The organism is Brevibacillus formosus, assembly GCF_003013405.1.
GTDB lineage: Bacteria > Bacillota > Bacilli > Brevibacillales > Brevibacillaceae > Brevibacillus > Brevibacillus formosus.
Genome location: NZ_PXZL01000030.1, coordinates 73,584 through 88,454, shown reverse-complemented (window position 1 = coordinate 88,454; position 14,871 = coordinate 73,584). Strand labels below are relative to the sequence as shown.

12 protein-coding genes are annotated in these 14,871 nt (G+C 49.5%); 11 read left to right on the top strand and 1 reads right to left on the bottom strand.

The genetic code is table 11. The features are described 5' to 3' along the window. Window positions 1-49 precede the first annotated feature (49 nt). The 6 genes from C7R91_RS23130 to C7R91_RS23105 all read left to right on the top strand — a co-directional run bounded on the left by C7R91_RS23130 (window position 50) and on the right by C7R91_RS23105 (window position 8,907). On the top strand, window positions 50-1,048 hold the full coding sequence (locus C7R91_RS23130; RefSeq protein WP_047067350.1) for a thiamine pyrophosphate-dependent dehydrogenase E1 component subunit alpha: 999 nt from the start codon (window positions 50-52) through the stop codon (window positions 1,046-1,048). A gap of 28 nt (window positions 1,049-1,076) precedes the next feature. Next, window positions 1,077-2,111: an alpha-ketoacid dehydrogenase subunit beta gene (locus tag C7R91_RS23125; RefSeq protein ID WP_047067349.1), complete on the top strand. Its 1,035-nt coding sequence runs from the start codon at window positions 1,077-1,079 to the stop codon at window positions 2,109-2,111. A 34-nt stretch (window positions 2,112-2,145) separates the two neighbouring features. Then, window positions 2,146-3,390, top strand: coding sequence for a dihydrolipoamide acetyltransferase family protein (locus C7R91_RS23120; RefSeq protein ID WP_047067347.1), 1,245 nt, complete (start codon window positions 2,146-2,148; stop codon window positions 3,388-3,390). 13 nt (window positions 3,391-3,403) lie between these two features. Then, entirely contained in the window at window positions 3,404-4,783 is a 1,380-nt protein-coding gene (lpdA, locus tag C7R91_RS23115) for a dihydrolipoyl dehydrogenase (RefSeq protein ID WP_047067345.1), read from the top strand. A 190-nt stretch (window positions 4,784-4,973) separates the two neighbouring features. Beyond that, window positions 4,974-6,866: a sigma-54-dependent Fis family transcriptional regulator gene (locus tag C7R91_RS23110; protein ID WP_047068601.1), complete on the top strand. Its 1,893-nt coding sequence runs from the start codon at window positions 4,974-4,976 to the stop codon at window positions 6,864-6,866. 346 nt (window positions 6,867-7,212) lie between these two features. Continuing rightward, window positions 7,213-8,907, top strand: a complete 1,695-nt coding sequence (locus tag C7R91_RS23105) for a YcdB/YcdC domain-containing protein (RefSeq protein WP_047067344.1) — start codon at window positions 7,213-7,215, stop codon at window positions 8,905-8,907. A gap of 220 nt (window positions 8,908-9,127) precedes the next feature. On the opposite strand, the gene C7R91_RS23100 is transcribed toward C7R91_RS23105, so the two are convergent. After that, a complete protein-coding gene (locus C7R91_RS23100) occupies window positions 9,128-10,003 on the bottom strand; it encodes a LysR family transcriptional regulator (RefSeq protein WP_047067341.1) in 876 nt (291 codons plus the stop codon). Between the two features lie 122 nt (window positions 10,004-10,125). Between C7R91_RS23100 and C7R91_RS23095 the strand changes: the two genes are divergently transcribed. From C7R91_RS23095 to C7R91_RS23080, 5 genes are all read left to right on the top strand, one after another. Continuing rightward, entirely contained in the window at window positions 10,126-10,563 is a 438-nt protein-coding gene (locus tag C7R91_RS23095; protein ID WP_106786232.1) for an SgcJ/EcaC family oxidoreductase, read from the top strand. A gap of 441 nt (window positions 10,564-11,004) precedes the next feature. Further along, the gene (locus C7R91_RS29470; RefSeq protein WP_160309975.1) at window positions 11,005-11,154 is read left to right on the top strand and encodes an SH3 domain-containing protein; all 150 of its coding nucleotides are present in this window, start codon (window positions 11,005-11,007) and stop codon (window positions 11,152-11,154) included. A 169-nt stretch (window positions 11,155-11,323) separates the two neighbouring features. Then, a complete protein-coding gene (locus C7R91_RS23090; protein ID WP_047067337.1) occupies window positions 11,324-12,211 on the top strand; it encodes a MurR/RpiR family transcriptional regulator in 888 nt (295 codons plus the stop codon). Between the two features lie 40 nt (window positions 12,212-12,251). After that, window positions 12,252-13,553: a CapA family protein gene (locus C7R91_RS23085; RefSeq protein ID WP_047067336.1), complete on the top strand. Its 1,302-nt coding sequence runs from the start codon at window positions 12,252-12,254 to the stop codon at window positions 13,551-13,553. Window positions 13,554-13,566: 13 nt separating this feature from the next. Next, on the top strand, window positions 13,567-14,826 hold the full coding sequence (locus tag C7R91_RS23080; protein ID WP_047067335.1) for an MFS transporter: 1,260 nt from the start codon (window positions 13,567-13,569) through the stop codon (window positions 14,824-14,826). Window positions 14,827-14,871: the final 45 nt, after the last annotated feature.

The following is a 14,871-nucleotide window of genomic DNA, read 5'->3' as shown; positions in this document are numbered from 1 at the left end:
TGTCAAAGGCTAGACCTCAATAAAACATGTTCGAGGAGGAGACACGTAAATGACGAAAGTGGATCAGCAAGTCAAAGGGATTCCGTTGTCCCGCGAAAAGGCCGCTTGGATGTACCAAAAAATGCTGGAGATCCGGAAGTTCGAGGACAAGGTGCACGACCTGTTCGGCCAAGGGAAAATCCCCGGTTTCGTTCATTTATACGCGGGGGAGGAGGCCATCGCGGTCGGGCTTTGCGCGCACCTGGACGACAGCGACACCATTACCAGCACGCATCGCGGGCACGGACACTGCATCGCAAAGGGGTGCGATCTGAATGGAATGATGGCGGAAATTTACGGCAGAGCCACGGGACTTTGCAAAGGGAAGGGAGGCTCCATGCACATTGCGGATTTGGACAAAGGAATGCTCGGGGCAAACGGCATTGTCGGGGGAGGCTATCCGCTTGCTTGCGGAGCCGCTTTGACAGCCAAGTACAAGCAGACAGGCGCTGTAAGTGTATGTTTCTTTGGAGACGGAGCGAACAACCAGGGTACGTTCCATGAGGGGATCAACCTGGCAGCCATTTGGAAGCTGCCAGCCGTGTTTGTAGCTGAGAACAACGGATATGGGGAAGCCACGCCGTTCTCGTACGCCTCCAGCTGCAAAACCATTGCGGACCGTGCGATCGCCTACAACATTCCTGGCATCCGAGTGGATGGCAAGGATGTGCTTGCCGTTTATCAGGCTGCACAGGAAGCGATCGAGCGTGCCCGTCGGGGAGAGGGGCCGACTCTGATCGAGTGCGTGACGTACCGCAACTACGGCCACTTTGAGGGCGACGCTCAGAAATACAAAAAAGAAGAAGAGAAGAAGGCGCATCTGTCGGAAATAGACGCCATTAGGAAATTCCGGAACGATCTGCTCTCTGGAAAGCTGTTTACTGAAAATGAGCTGGATGAAATCGAAGCTGCGGTTGACAAGGCGGTCGAGGAAGCAGTCGCGTTTTCGGAAAATAGTCCGTACCCGGAGCCGTCCGAGCTGCTGACAGACGTATACGTATCGTACTGAAAAAACGATAGCAAAGGGGGAAGGGAACATGACAAAAAAAATGACCATGTCGCAGGCAATCAACGAGGCGATGAAACTCGCGATGCGCAGAGATGAAAACGTGATTTTGATGGGCGAGGACGTAGCTGGCGGGGCACAGGTCGACCATTTGCAGGATGAAGAGGCATGGGGAGGCGTTCTCGGGGTAACGAAAGGCCTCGTTCAGGAGTTCGGCCGAGGGCGGGTGCTGGATACCCCGATTACCGAAGCGGGCTATATCGGGGCGGCGATGGCTGCTGCGGCCACTGGTCTTCGCCCGATTGCGGAATTGATGTTCAACGATTTCATCGGGAGCTGCCTGGATCAGGTGTTAAACCAGGGGGCCAAGTTCCGGTACATGTTTGGGGGCAAAGCACAGGTGCCGGTTACAATCCGCACGACACACGGCGCCGGATTCCGGGCGGCGGCGCAGCATTCGCAAAGCCTTTATGCGCTATTCACGGCCATTCCGGGCATCAAAGTGGTGGTTCCGTCCACACCTGCTGACGCGAAAGGGCTGCTGCTGGCATCCATCGAGGACAATGACCCCGTAATCTTTTTTGAGGACAAGACGCTATACAACATGACAGGGGAGGTGCCAGACGGTTATTACACTATTCCGATCGGCAAGGCGGACATCAAGCGTGCAGGTTCGGATTTGACGATCGTCGCGGTCGGTAAACAAGTGCATACAGCCTTGGAGGCAGCGGAGCAGCTCGCCAGGAAAGGAATTGAAACGGAGGTCGTCGATCCGCGCAGCCTGTCGCCGCTCGATGAGGATGCGATCTTGGGGTCCGTTCAAAAGACGAATCGGCTGATTGTCATCGACGAGGCGAATCCACGCTGCAGCATTGCGACCGACATCGCGGCCTTGGTCGCGGATAAAGGCTTCGACAGTCTGGATGCGCCAATCAAGCGGATTACGGCACCGCATACCCCGGTTCCGTTCTCGCCTGTACTGGAGGACCTGTATTTACCGACGCCGCAAATGGTGATTCAAGTGGTATCCGAACTGCTTGGCGATAAATCGCTGTTGAGCGTCTGATTCAGAAAGATAGAAGAAAACGGAGGGAAAACCGATGGCAGTCGAGGTGCTCATGCCGAAGATGGGAATGGCGATGAAAGAAGGAACGGTTTCCCATTGGAACAAACAAGTCGGAGATCTGGTATCCAAAGGAGAAGTGATCGCTAGCATCAGCTCGGAAAAAATCGAGGCGGATCTGGAAGCACCGGCGAACGGCGTTTTGTTAAAAATCGTTGTTTCGGAATGGGAGGGTGTGCCGCCTGGAACGGTCATTGGATATATTGGTCATCCAAACGAGCAAATCGCGGAGGAAACGGCTGCAACGGCGACGTTCGAGACGGCTGCTCCCGAGAAAAAGCCGGAGGAGCCCGTGGCTTCGACGAAGTCGGCCACGATAGCGGCAAGTCCGGCGAGTGCGAAAGAAGTGAAAATTTCCCCGGTCGCACGCAAGTTGGCCGAGGCGGCCGGCCTCCCCATGGAATCTCTCATCGGCACGGGACCGGTGGGCAGGATCACAAAGGAAGACGTAGAAAAGGCGATCGCTGACCGGGAGGCGAAGCAGGCTGTAGCAGCAGAGGATGACCGGCCACCTGCCGTTGCCGTGGAGGAAACGATGGAGCAATTGCCTGTCACGGGCATGCGGAAAGTGATCGCTTCCCGGATGATGGCCAGTTTGCAGGAAAGCGCCCAGCTTACGATCACCACACGGGCCGATGTCACGGACTTGATCGCTTTGCAAAAGAAAATGAACGAAGTCACTCAAAAAGAGCACGACATGAAGCTGACCCTAACCGATCTCATTGCGAGGGCGACGGTTCTCGCTCTCCAAAGGCACAAGCAAGTAAACAGCGCCTATATCGATGACCGGATTCATCGGTACGGGCACGTCCACCTGGGAATAGCCGTCGCGCTCGAACAAGGGCTGGTTGTTCCGGTCGTTCGGTACGCGGAATCAACATCGGTGCTGGAACTCTCCCGGCGGATCAAAACACTGGCTGCACAGGCGCGGGAAGGGACGCTCGGCATGGAAGAGGTGCAAGGGTCTACCTTCTCCATCACGAACCTTGGGGCATACGGAATTGATTTCTTTACGCCGGTGCTGAATCCGCCGGAGGCAGGCATTCTCGGCGTAGGGGCCGTGCAGGAAACGCCTGTCTTCATCGGTGAGGAAGTACAGCGGCGGAGCATTCTCCCGCTCAGCCTGACGTTCGATCATCGTGTACTGGACGGAGCACCGGCAGCCGAATATTTGTACACGCTGAGAAAATACCTGGAAGAGCCGTACCGGATGCTCTTGTGAAGGACGTGATGGGATGAGTACGATTGCAGTGATCGGAGGGGGACCTGCCGGCTACGTTGCGGCGATTGCCGCCGCCCAAAAGGGCAAACAGGTCATCCTAATCGAGCAGCGGGTGTTGGGTGGGACCTGTTTGAACGAAGGATGTATGCCAACCAAATCACTCCTGGAGTCCGCCGAGATGGCGGAGAAAATAAAGCATGCCAGCCGTTTCGGCATTCGCGTGCCCGAACAGGAAGTATCGATTGACTGGCCGGGAGTGCTGAGCTACAAAAACAACATCGTGCAGCAGCTCGTCATGGGAATCGGATTTCTCATGAGAAAAAACAAAATCAAGGTGCTGGCGGGCAAGGCTCGTTTTGTCAGCCAACGCCAAATAGCGGTAGAGAAGGATCAGGGAGAAGAAATTGTTGAAGCCGATAAAATCATCATCGCTGCGGGATCGGAGCCGATTGAGCTACCGTTTGCGCCGTTTGACGGCCGCTGGATCATCCACAGCGGACACGCGATGTCGCTTTCGGCGATTCCCGAGACATTGCTGATCATCGGCGGAGGCGTCATCGGATGCGAGTTTGCTAGCATTTACAGTCGCATGGGGTGCGACGTGACAGTGATTGAAATGGCGGATCAGCTTCTCCCCGGCGAAGATGCGGATATTGCGGGTGTTCTGCAAGATCAGCTGGAACGAACCGGGGTGAAGATCTTGACCTCCACGTCGTTGACATCGGTCGACCAGCAGACGAAAACCGTTCGTTTCAAGAGCCCGGATGGTAGCGGGGAAGTCGCAGCAGAGATCGTGCTGGTTGCCGTCGGAAGGATGCCGCGGACGGCTGAACTGCAACTTGATCGGGCGGGTGTAGCATTCGGCAAGCAAGGTATTTCCGTAAACGGGCATATGCAAACGAACGTGCCACATATTTACGCATGCGGGGATGTTGTCGGGGGCATCCAGCTCGCCCATGTCGCTTTTCATGAGGGAACGGTAGCAGCCTTGCACGCGTGCGGTCTGGACGCCAAAGCCAATTATCGGGCTGTACCGAGGTGCATCTACACGTCGCCGGAAATCGCTGGTGTCGGCCTCACCGAGAAGCAAGCCAGATCGCGGTACGGAGACGTGCGAATCGGAGAATTCTCGTTTTCCGTTAATGGCAAGGCAATGATTCTCGGTGAAGCGATCGGAAAGGTGAAGGTCATCACGGAACCGGAATACAACGAAATACTGGGTGTGTCCATCGTAGGTCCGCGTGCGACGGAGCTGATCGGGCAAGGAACGGTCATGATCCACGGGGAAATGACGGCGGATATGATGGAAACGTTCATTTCTGCCCACCCGACGTTGTCAGAAGCCGTTCACGAAGCTCTGCTATCTGCCATCGGTCACGCCGTGCACGCATGAAGCATCGGCCCAATCAAAAGCCCCCTGGAACCCAGGGGGAATTTTGCTTTGCGGCCATTGTAAACGCTGCCATTATTGATTAGAATTTAGACAAAGAGAGACGACCTCGCATACATTCTGGCAGGAGTTACTTCAGGCGAGTTACTGAGGGAGGGAATGTATCTTGTTTGAATTCGCATTAAGTTCGCAGATGTGGAAGCGGTTCGTTCAGGAAGGCGTACTGGATTCTTCACGGATTCACCAATCCATCATCGAATCCTGGTATCGCTCCCGGAACGCCCAAGTCAGCCCGTACTTGGATCGGGGAAGGCACATTCTGAGCGGGGAATCTCTCCGGAACCAACAGCAAAAGAATGCTTTGCTTATGGACGTCGCTGCCCCTTTTCTCGAAAAAATGGATCGAATCGCAAGCGAGATGGGAATGATCGCGCTTTTAATCGATCCGGAAGGCTACGTGCTCTGGATGAAGGGAAGCAAAAATGTCCGGAAGGTAGCTGAAAAAATACGATTCGTAGAGGGCGTGCGCTGGACGGAAGCCGAGATGGGAACAAATGCGATTGGGACGGCGTTGTCGCTGGGGCAGCCGATTATGGTAACCGGCTCGGAGCACTATTCCATAGCTTCCCATGGTTGGAGCTGTGCTGCCGCTCCAATACGCAGCGATGACGGGGAGGTCCTGGGTATCCTCGACGTTTCGTGCCCGGTCGATCGGGCGCATCCATACATGCTGGGGATTGTCACCCAGGCCGCCTACACGCTGGAGAAAGAAGTGAAGATCCGCTCTCATCGCGACGAGATGGAATTGATTCAGGGTTCGATGGAAGTACTGGAAAAGGAACAGCCGCTCATCATTTGCACTCCACGTCAAAACGTTGTTGCGGCGAGCAGGTCTATTCGTCAGAACATTCCGAACTGGCGCGAAATGCGTGCAGAAGAAATATACATACGCGGGTACCGAAATCGGATGGAAGTGCCGATTTACTCTGCCGAGCACGGTGGTTTCATCGGCAAATGTATCTATCTTCTGAATGCAGAGGAGCAACGGGTAAGGCAGACCGTCTATCAGGACAAGGGTTCCGCCAAGCCGTTTCGGTTCCTCGGCGAGGCTGGCACAAGCAGTGTATTTCGAAAGACGCTGGAAGAGCTTGAGCGGGTAGCTTCCGCGGACATCAATGTCTTTATCCTGGGCGAGACTGGCACCGGAAAAGAAGTGATCGCCCGTTCGATTCATGAGAACAGCAAGCGGGCAAGCGGGCCGTACGTTGCGGTGAACTGCGGCGCGATCCCGAGAGAGCTGCTAGAGAGCGAACTATTCGGTTATGTGGAAGGGGCGTTCAGCGGGGCGAAGCGAACCGGAGCGAAGGGGAAATTCCAACTTGCTCACCAAGGAACTATTTTCTTGGACGAAATTGGGGAAATCCCGCACTCCATGCAGGTGGCACTGCTCCGTGTCTTGCAGGAACGTAAAATTACTCCGCTGGGCGGCAGCCAAGAGATACCCGTCGATTTTCGCGTGATTGCAGCCACGCACCGCAATATCCATCGACTGGTCAAAGAAGGTAAGTTCCGAGAAGACCTTTTTTATCGTCTGTACGTATATCCCGTGCATGTTCCGGTACTCAAGCAGAGGGCAGAAGACATCCCGCACCTCGTTCAGCATTACTGCGAAAAGCATGACTGGGATGCTGTTTTCCCTCCAGAATTCTTTGCTGCGCTGATGGATTACACCTGGCCAGGAAACATTCGCGAGCTTATGAATGTGCTGGATAAATTGCGGATTCTTTCTATGAACAGATGCGACGACCTCTTGCATCTTCTGCATTCCTTGCTTTATCAAAACGCAGAGCTGAGCAAAAGCGTCTCTTCCAGTCTTAGCTTTTCTGAACAGAGGATGGAGGAACACCGGGCTTCGCTTTCGTTTCGCGATAAGATATTGCAGCAGCAAATGGTCGAGGCGCTGCAAAAGACGAACGGGAATGTGTCGAAAGCGGCAAAACTTCTGGGAATCCCCAGAAGTACGTTCTACAAACGAATGCATCGGTTTGAAGAAACGGCAAAACCCCCTCCAGTTGACGGTGTCTGAGGGGAGCACTACAGGATAAGCCTTCCTCTCTGCCAACTGAGAAAACGGAAGGGAAGGTACGCGAGCTCTTCAGGATATCCTAAAGAGTAAATCAGCTCGGTTTCTTTAAATCGGGCTGATTTTTTTTAGACCTAAACAATTGATAGCAATCTGGGTCAGGCAGAACGGGCATAGTCTTGAGGGGGGATAATTTCTCAAGAACGAAAATTACGCATAACTCTAGAGGTATGGGATTATTTTAAAATATTGGAATAATATGTGACACAAATAATTGCCCCTCCGTCTTACCATTGGTAAGGTCAAACCGAACTTATCCGCAAATCTGAACACTATTTGGAGGTGCCCAATGAAACTAAATCCATCCATGATGACGGTTATAGCGGCGTGCTTACTTGCCTCTGCACCTGCATGGACTACTCATCAACCAACGGTACAAGCAGCAACCGATGTGAAAAAGGCAGAGTCTCAAAAGAATGATTATTCCCAAGATGTTCAGAATTCTCTGGACAAGCTATTTGAGGCGATTCCGGAGTTGAAAGGGTATCGGCTAATTGATAAACATTATGAGGAAGACAGCTTTCGCCGTTATCCGTCACCGATCTGGAGATTGCACTTCAGCAACATGCCAAAAACAGATAAAAAAGAAGAGTATGACGCATACTCTTCCGTCAGCCTTGAGCTGGATGCGCATACAGGCCGACTGCTTTTCATGGATATCCAAAATCCAGCATGGGCTTCAGCCGATTATCCGGAAGAAAAGCTTGCCAGAGACAAGGCTGCAACTTTTATCGAGGACTTATTCGGTACGGAAGCAAAACAGCTGAAAGCCGCACAAAAACTCGGCAGAGGAAAAGCAGGATCAGGTGACGGGAAAGGCAACAAGCTGGAATGGGCTCGCTCTACCGTGAAATACCACTCTCTCATCAATGACCTTCCTCTGTCCAACAACTCTATCTCAGTATCCGTTGATCATGCTGGCCATATTATTCGCTATGAAGCGTATGATTTCATCGATCCTAGCAAAGTGAACTGGCCTGATCCGAAAAAAGCGATAACACTTGAGGAAGCTAGCAAAATCTATAAGGACAAGCTTAAAATGGAGCTGGTATACGTATCGGATCAGCCGATTTCCTATGCTCAAAATGGAAAACCGGCGGATAAGAAACCGATGCTTATTTATCAACTGAATACCATTGGTTGGATCGATGCTCTAACCGGCAAAGTCATAGGGGAAGAAGCCGAACTGGCAGGGGAGGGTGTTCGTGTAAAAGGAGAAGGGAAAAGCATCAAAATAGCTTCCCGCGAACAAGGAGAGAAATGGCTGAAAACACAATTTGGTATTGATGTGTCTGGTGTGACCTTTGAATATGATGATCACAAGGACAATCTTTTAGAAGGACTTCAGACAATCGAATCCTATCGTTGGATGAACGATTCAAATAAAGGTACGCCTGCATTTGAGCTGGTGAGCCTCACGACAGATGAACAGAGTGATCGGCTCATCGACTTCAATCTGAATTTGCCAGACGAACGAAAAACAGAGCAGAAAATCAGTGTAGAGGAAGCGAAGAAAAAAGCGATCGCAGCACTCGTACCTTATCTTGACCCGGCGTTAACGGAGCTATCGCTTATCATAGAGACTCCTGAAGCAGATATTCCGGAGTGGGTAGACAAGAACAAGCTGGATAAGGAAGAGGATGAAGAGTATTCATTCACTTTCCTCGGAAAACGCAACGGGATCGAAGTATCTGACGAGTCTTATATGGTGAGGGTAGACAAGGCAACGGGGACAATTACAAAGTTAAACCTCCACCCTCTCAACCCGGGCATTACCCTTCCAGATTCCAAGAAGATTGTAAGTGCAGCAGAAGCAAAAGAAACGATCCAACAAGAAATTGACATGGAACTGGTCTACGTGTGGGAGCAGTATGATGGTCAAAGAGCTCCCGAACCGCAGTTGGTCTATCAGCGCAAATGGAAGAATGGCTATAGCTTTATCGATGCTTCGACTGGGGAGCTCGTCAAGGTGTCCCGCCAATAAATGACGACAGCCGATTTGCTCTCGCAGCAATATCGGCTTTTTTGGGTGCGCCTAGCATGGGCGTCGTCTCAAGGGTGAACAGCGTGAGGTGGAATCTAATGAAAGGCAAGGTACATATAACCAATTTGATGCTAGGATAGTCGGATGAGCCTGCCAAATTAGACGGACATTGGTCATTGCCGGGATCAGATTATCTCGTCGATTCACAGATAGAGAATGACTAATTTGTCCTACAGAAAAATTCCGTTACGAACTCCAAGAATTTTCTAGCTGCTACAGATAAATATCGTGATTCAAGCCAAATGAACTTATAATTACGTTTCATACTGTGGTCATGAATCTTTAATAAAGTGAGTGGAGAGTCAGAGCTTCGTCCGCACTCACCTACAAGAGCGACACCAACGCCGGCCCGGACAAGACTCGCAATAGCAGAAGGCTCATTTACCCTGCATATATATTTAGGATGAATTCCAGCCTCTCCAAAAAAGATATCGTTCAGTGGTTGATAAAATTGCCCCTCATTGTAACCAATGAAAGCTTCAGTAGCAGCTTCTGCCAAAGAAATGCTCTGTCGGTCTGAGAATCGATGGTTAGGAGAAACAGCAAGGTATACTTCTTCCTCCAAGACATGGGAGGAGCACACTCCAGCATTTTGCGTAGGTAACGCTGTGAGACATATGTCCACTTCTCCACTCAGAAGAAGAGGCTCCAGTTCCATCATAGAAACTTGGGTTATTCGGAAATCGGTATTCGGGTATTGGGATAGAAAGTCAGCAAGTGGCCTAGACAGGAGCTCGACGCTCGTAACCGCTAAGTGAACACTGCCCGAATACAACCCAGAAAGTTCTTCAATTTCTTTCCTTCCATCTTCCAATGCGTTTAAAGCAATTTCTACCTTTCGAAGGAACGTTTTACCAAACGTGTTTAATCTAATATTTCTCCCCTGTCGGTCAAAGAGGGGAACACCAAGATCATCCTCAAGTCGAGCGATTATTTTGCTTAATGCGGGTTGAGCAATTTGCAGTTCTTCGGCTGCTTTGGTCATATGTTGAATTCTAGCGATAGTACGAAAGTAATGTAAATGTGAAGTATCCATGATTACCTCCATTTATATACGATTTAGCATGATACTCATGAAATTTATGTATTAGATATTATTGATATTATGTTATAGTATCAGATTTAACAATGAAGTAAGCAATAAAGGGAGGAATTTCTATGGTATACAAAGAAGAGGAACCATTGGAGCATGATCGCGAGCTTATCAAACATGTAGTTAATGAAATGGAGGCAGCGTTTAATCGGCATGATGCAGATGCGTTAGACAGCCATTTCACACAAAACGCCACTTGGGTGAATGTAATGGGTGAAAAGTTGTCGGGTTGGGATGAAATAAATAAAGTGCACAAAATCGTCTTGACAGGTCCTTTACTTAATTCTTATAGCAAATATACTGTTGACAGCATCTCGTTCATTAATTCCAATGTAGCTGTTGTTCATGTCCGTCAATATTCAACAACTTCCGATGGTAAACGAATTGGCGGAGGGCAAGAAAGCATTGCTATCTACGTAATGGTCAAGGAAATGAAAGTTTGGAGGCTAGCAGCAGGACAAAACACGCTTCTAAAATCCGTCCAACTAGATATTGTGAGTTGAGCTAACGCGTTCGATAGCATAAGAAAGCAGCGGTGAGTCTAAGACTTTATTTTCTGGTCTTAGGTCACCGCTGATTCATTTATTGGGGGAAGTAAACTTAAATATCTTAAGGTAGAGATTTTTTATCTAAGAACTGCGTTGGATCAATAACTCCAGTCTAAAACTTTTTTTACTTAGAACACAAAGCCACTTGTTTAGTTAAGCGGCTTTTTCATATATGGCCTTCATGGACGCATTATATGATAACGGGTTGAACTATACCCACAGATGTGTAGATGTATATAAGCGTCGCAATGAAATTTACGCATAACAACAGTTATGTGAACACAATTTGTTCCCGACATACGGATCATGTGGAGAGGTTGCTAGGCTCGATCGTTGATATAGCAGATTAATCTGGTACCTGAGCAAATCATTGAAAAAGATGGGGAGATCGGGATTTTGACCACTGCTTATACGGCAAAAGAGCTAAATGTGGACGCTGGTGATCGCGTAGTCTTTATGCATGAGTTGAATGGATGGAGCTGGTGCGAATTAGAGAGCACTGGTGAATGCGGCTGGATTCCAAATGAATGTCTTCGTACAGAATAAAAAAGAGAAGAAAAGGGGCCTTCCAACTGTGGAGGTCCCTTTTTACAGATTGCCATACACCAAAATGAAGTAAAAACTACATTTATCAAGAAGTATTGAAGTGATTTATCGCAAGAGATATACTATTCTCAAAATTAAAACAAATCCGCATGATAAAGGAGCTTCAGGCATGGCACAACTCGTAAAAGAACGGATTCGGAAGCAGTATGGAAAGCTGACAGCAAGCCAAAAAATCATCTGTAAGATCGCGATAGAAAAGCCAAGCTTACTTGCGATCCATACCGCCAAAAAAATTGCGGAGTTTACGAATACCAGTGAAGCGACCGTCATTCGTTTTTGTTACGCATTGGGTTACTCCGGATACACAGAGCTTCAGGAAGAAATCAAGAAGTCTCTTTTGATAGGAGACCAAAGGAAGGGGCCGATCCAGAAATATCGAGACACGGAGGTTACGCTCGATCTGAGCAATTACGCCCATCAAGTGATGGAGAGTGATATTGCGTATCTCCAGCAAGGCTTGGAGCAAATTGACTACAGCTTGCTCCAAGAGGTGGTCAAAAGCATCGTGCAGGCAAACCGAATCGTAGTGGTAGGGTTTCGTTGGTGCCATATTCCTGCAAAATGGCTGTTCTCGGTGTTGAATGCGATCAAAGGAAACACACATCTGTATACGGGAGCCGTTGATAACGCTGATTATTTTCTCACCGAACGGGATCAAGAGTGGCTGGTCATAGCGATTTCATTTCCTCGTCATCCTAGCGAGACGGTTGCAATGGTCCATTCAGCAAAAGAGCTGGGAGCGAAGGTCTTGGCGATTACGGAAGGCGAGTTCTCCCCTATCAGCCAAGTCGCAGATCATCTTCTGAAAATTACCACACCCCAACCCGTAGCCACTAGCGGTATGCCCACATTATTCTCCATGCTAAATGTCTTGATCAAAGGCGTCATGCTCCACGACGCGGAGAATGTCCAGAAACGATTGCAGCACTATGATGAAATTAGTTCGAAGCTATATTCGTTTGTCGGAGAGGAAGAGGAAGACTTCTCGATCTTTTGAAAGCAGAAAAAAGGAGAAAAGGGAAAGGGGAATCCTGCCAATGACCAAGCCGATTTGGTTTACAGCGACTGGCGACAGCTTCATTACACGCAATCTTCCATACAGGGACCAAGCTTTTGAAGAGATATCCAGCTTGCTGCACCGTGCGGACGTACGCATTGCGAATCTGGAGACGACCATACACGATAATGAGGGCTATCCCAGCGCGCAAAGCGGAGGCACGTGGGCGATGTCACCACCCTCCGTTTTGCAAGTCATGAAAGATTACGGCTTTAACATGATTGGCAGGGCGAATAACCATACGCTTGATTATTTGTATGGGGGACTAGAAGCAACCGAACGATATCTCAATGAGTATGGCTTCGTCCATGCTGGCGCAGGCAAAAATCTCGCTGAAGCGGGAGCGCCGCGTTATCTCGAATGCGAAGGAGCCAGGGTAGCCTTGATCGCAGCGACGTCGACTTTTCATCCATGGTGGGCGGCCGGAGATCAGCGTTCGGATTGTATCGGCAGACCAGGGATCAATCCGATGCGCTATGTGATGACCCACCACATTACGCAAAAAAAGCTCGCTGATTTGCAAGCCATTGCGGAGTCGACGGAAATTAACGCCTTCAACAAGCTTCTCATTGAGGAAGGCTTCATGAACGATCCGGGCAAGGAGATCTTTCTCTTCGGAAATGCACGCTTCATGGTAAGCGACGAAGAAGGGACGACTACCCACCCGCATCCGCGCGATCTGAACCGAATCGTCAAAACGATTGAGCAGGCAAACAGGCGGGCTGATTACGTCATCGTGAGTATTCACGCTCATGAGATGAAGGGGGATGCGAAAGAGGTTGCGGCTGATTTCTTGCCTGTATTTGCAAAAGCGTGCATCGATGCGGGCGCACACGCAGTGGTGGGACATGGCCCCCATTTATTGCGGGGAATTGAAATTTATAACAATCGGCCGATCTTTTACAGCTTGGGAGATTTTATTTTTCAGACAGAAGCCATTACGAGTCAGCCCGCTGATTTCTACGAGCACTATGGTTTAGACCACACCCATAATGTGGCAGATGCGTTGGAAGCGATGAGTGCCAACTACACACGTGGACTCTGTGTGCACAAAGAGGTGTGGGAGTCGGTTATTCCCTTGTGGAAAATGCAAGACGGTGAACTGCTCGAACTGGAGCTGCATCCGATTGAATTAGGTTTTGATCTGCCTGTACATCGTATGGGATGGCCGAAATTAAGCGGGGATACCTCAATCTTAGAGGGGCTCAAAACGTTGAGTGAATCATATGGCACAGTGATTGAGATCACGGATGGAATTGGGCGCGTGAGACTTTCAAAATAATGGAGTGATTCACATGATGGCCAGAATCACCATGATTATGTTGTTTGTGCTCTACATGATCAATTATGCGGATAAAACAATTGCGGGATATTCTGCTGTACCGATTATGTCTGAATTTTCATTGAACGAGAAAGAATGGGGACTTGTTGGGAGCAGCTTTTTCTGGTTTTTCTCCATTGCCGGGATTGTAGGCGCGGCATTGTCGGATCGCATCGGGACGAAAAAAATGCTGGCGATTATGGCACTGTCCTGGACAATCATCCAATTCGGCGCTTATGCGATCGCGGGTTTGCCGATGCTTGTCGTAGCACGGGTATTGCTTGGAATAGGGGAAGGTCCATTTTGGGCCACGGTTGTTAGCCATTTGAACAAATGGTTTCCTGAAGAAAAGCGCGGACTGGTTTATTCTACCGTAAACTTCGGTGCTTTCGTCGGTGCGGTTGCTTCCGCACCGATGATTGTCGCGCTGATCGATAGCTATGGATGGCGATTTTCCTGGGCGTTTATGGGCGCACTCAGTCTGATATGGCTCTTGGTCTGGCTGTGGATTGGAAAAGAAAAAACACTTGTCAGCGTAGCTCCTCCAACAGTAGCAACTCCTACCTTGCCAAAAGCGAAATGGTCGGATATATCCGGCGTCTTGCTCTCATCCACGTTTCTATTCTGTTTTTTAATCTATTTCGCCCAAATATGGGGCACGACCTTTGCAACCGTATGGGAGCCTGTTTATCTCGTCAAGGTCTTCCAGTTTACGAATCAGGAAATGGCCTATGCGATTGCTGGCACGGGACTATTAGCCGGACTAATGACTATACTGATTTCTTCGATTGGTGATCATTTCTTTAAAAAGCATCGCAGCTATCGCAAATCATACGTTCTGGTTGGCGGTGTTTCGATTATTTTAGGGGGTCTGTGCTTTTACAGTGTTACTCTTGTCCAATCTACGGTACTTGTTTTAATCTTTCTGTGCCTAGGAAAAGGGTTTGCTTTTTCTGTTGGTACAGCTGCCTCTGTCATTGTCAGCAGCTTGATGCCGGAACGCACGGGACTTATGGTAGGGGTGCTGTCCAGCCTGGTTACATTGGCAGGGATCATCTCACCGTTGGTAACGGGCTCTATCGTTCAGTCAGCCAAAGATATTGGCACAGGTTTTGGCAACGCCATGATTGTTAATGGGTTGCTCTTTATCATTTGCGGGGTGCTTTTCCTGCTCTTTGTGAAACGCAATGAACAAGTCAGTCAATCAGCACCGCCAATCTCCCGTGTTTCCTAAAAGTATTACTTTATAGGCTTGGTTTCAGATGTTAAAATTTTCTGA

What these genes read in the sequence shown, in the direction of transcription:
- C7R91_RS23130 (WP_047067350.1), top strand. Translation starts at nt 50, where the DNA reads ATGACGAAAGTGGATCAGCAAGTCAAAGGGATTCCGTTGTCCCGCGAA.
- C7R91_RS23125 (WP_047067349.1), top strand. Translation starts at nt 1,077, where the DNA reads ATGACAAAAAAAATGACCATGTCGCAGGCAATCAACGAGGCGATGAAA.
- C7R91_RS23120 (WP_047067347.1), top strand. Translation starts at nt 2,146, where the DNA reads ATGGCAGTCGAGGTGCTCATGCCGAAGATGGGAATGGCGATGAAAGAA.
- lpdA (WP_047067345.1), top strand. Translation starts at nt 3,404, where the DNA reads ATGAGTACGATTGCAGTGATCGGAGGGGGACCTGCCGGCTACGTTGCG.
- C7R91_RS23110 (WP_047068601.1), top strand. Translation starts at nt 4,974, where the DNA reads ATGTGGAAGCGGTTCGTTCAGGAAGGCGTACTGGATTCTTCACGGATT.
- C7R91_RS23105 (WP_047067344.1), top strand. Translation starts at nt 7,213, where the DNA reads ATGAAACTAAATCCATCCATGATGACGGTTATAGCGGCGTGCTTACTT.
- C7R91_RS23100 (WP_047067341.1), bottom strand. Translation starts at nt 10,003, where the DNA reads ATGGATACTTCACATTTACATTACTTTCGTACTATCGCTAGAATTCAA.
- C7R91_RS23095 (WP_106786232.1), top strand. Translation starts at nt 10,126, where the DNA reads ATGGTATACAAAGAAGAGGAACCATTGGAGCATGATCGCGAGCTTATC.
- C7R91_RS23090 (WP_047067337.1), top strand. Translation starts at nt 11,324, where the DNA reads ATGGCACAACTCGTAAAAGAACGGATTCGGAAGCAGTATGGAAAGCTG.
- C7R91_RS23085 (WP_047067336.1), top strand. Translation starts at nt 12,252, where the DNA reads ATGACCAAGCCGATTTGGTTTACAGCGACTGGCGACAGCTTCATTACA.
- C7R91_RS23080 (WP_047067335.1), top strand. Translation starts at nt 13,567, where the DNA reads ATGATGGCCAGAATCACCATGATTATGTTGTTTGTGCTCTACATGATC.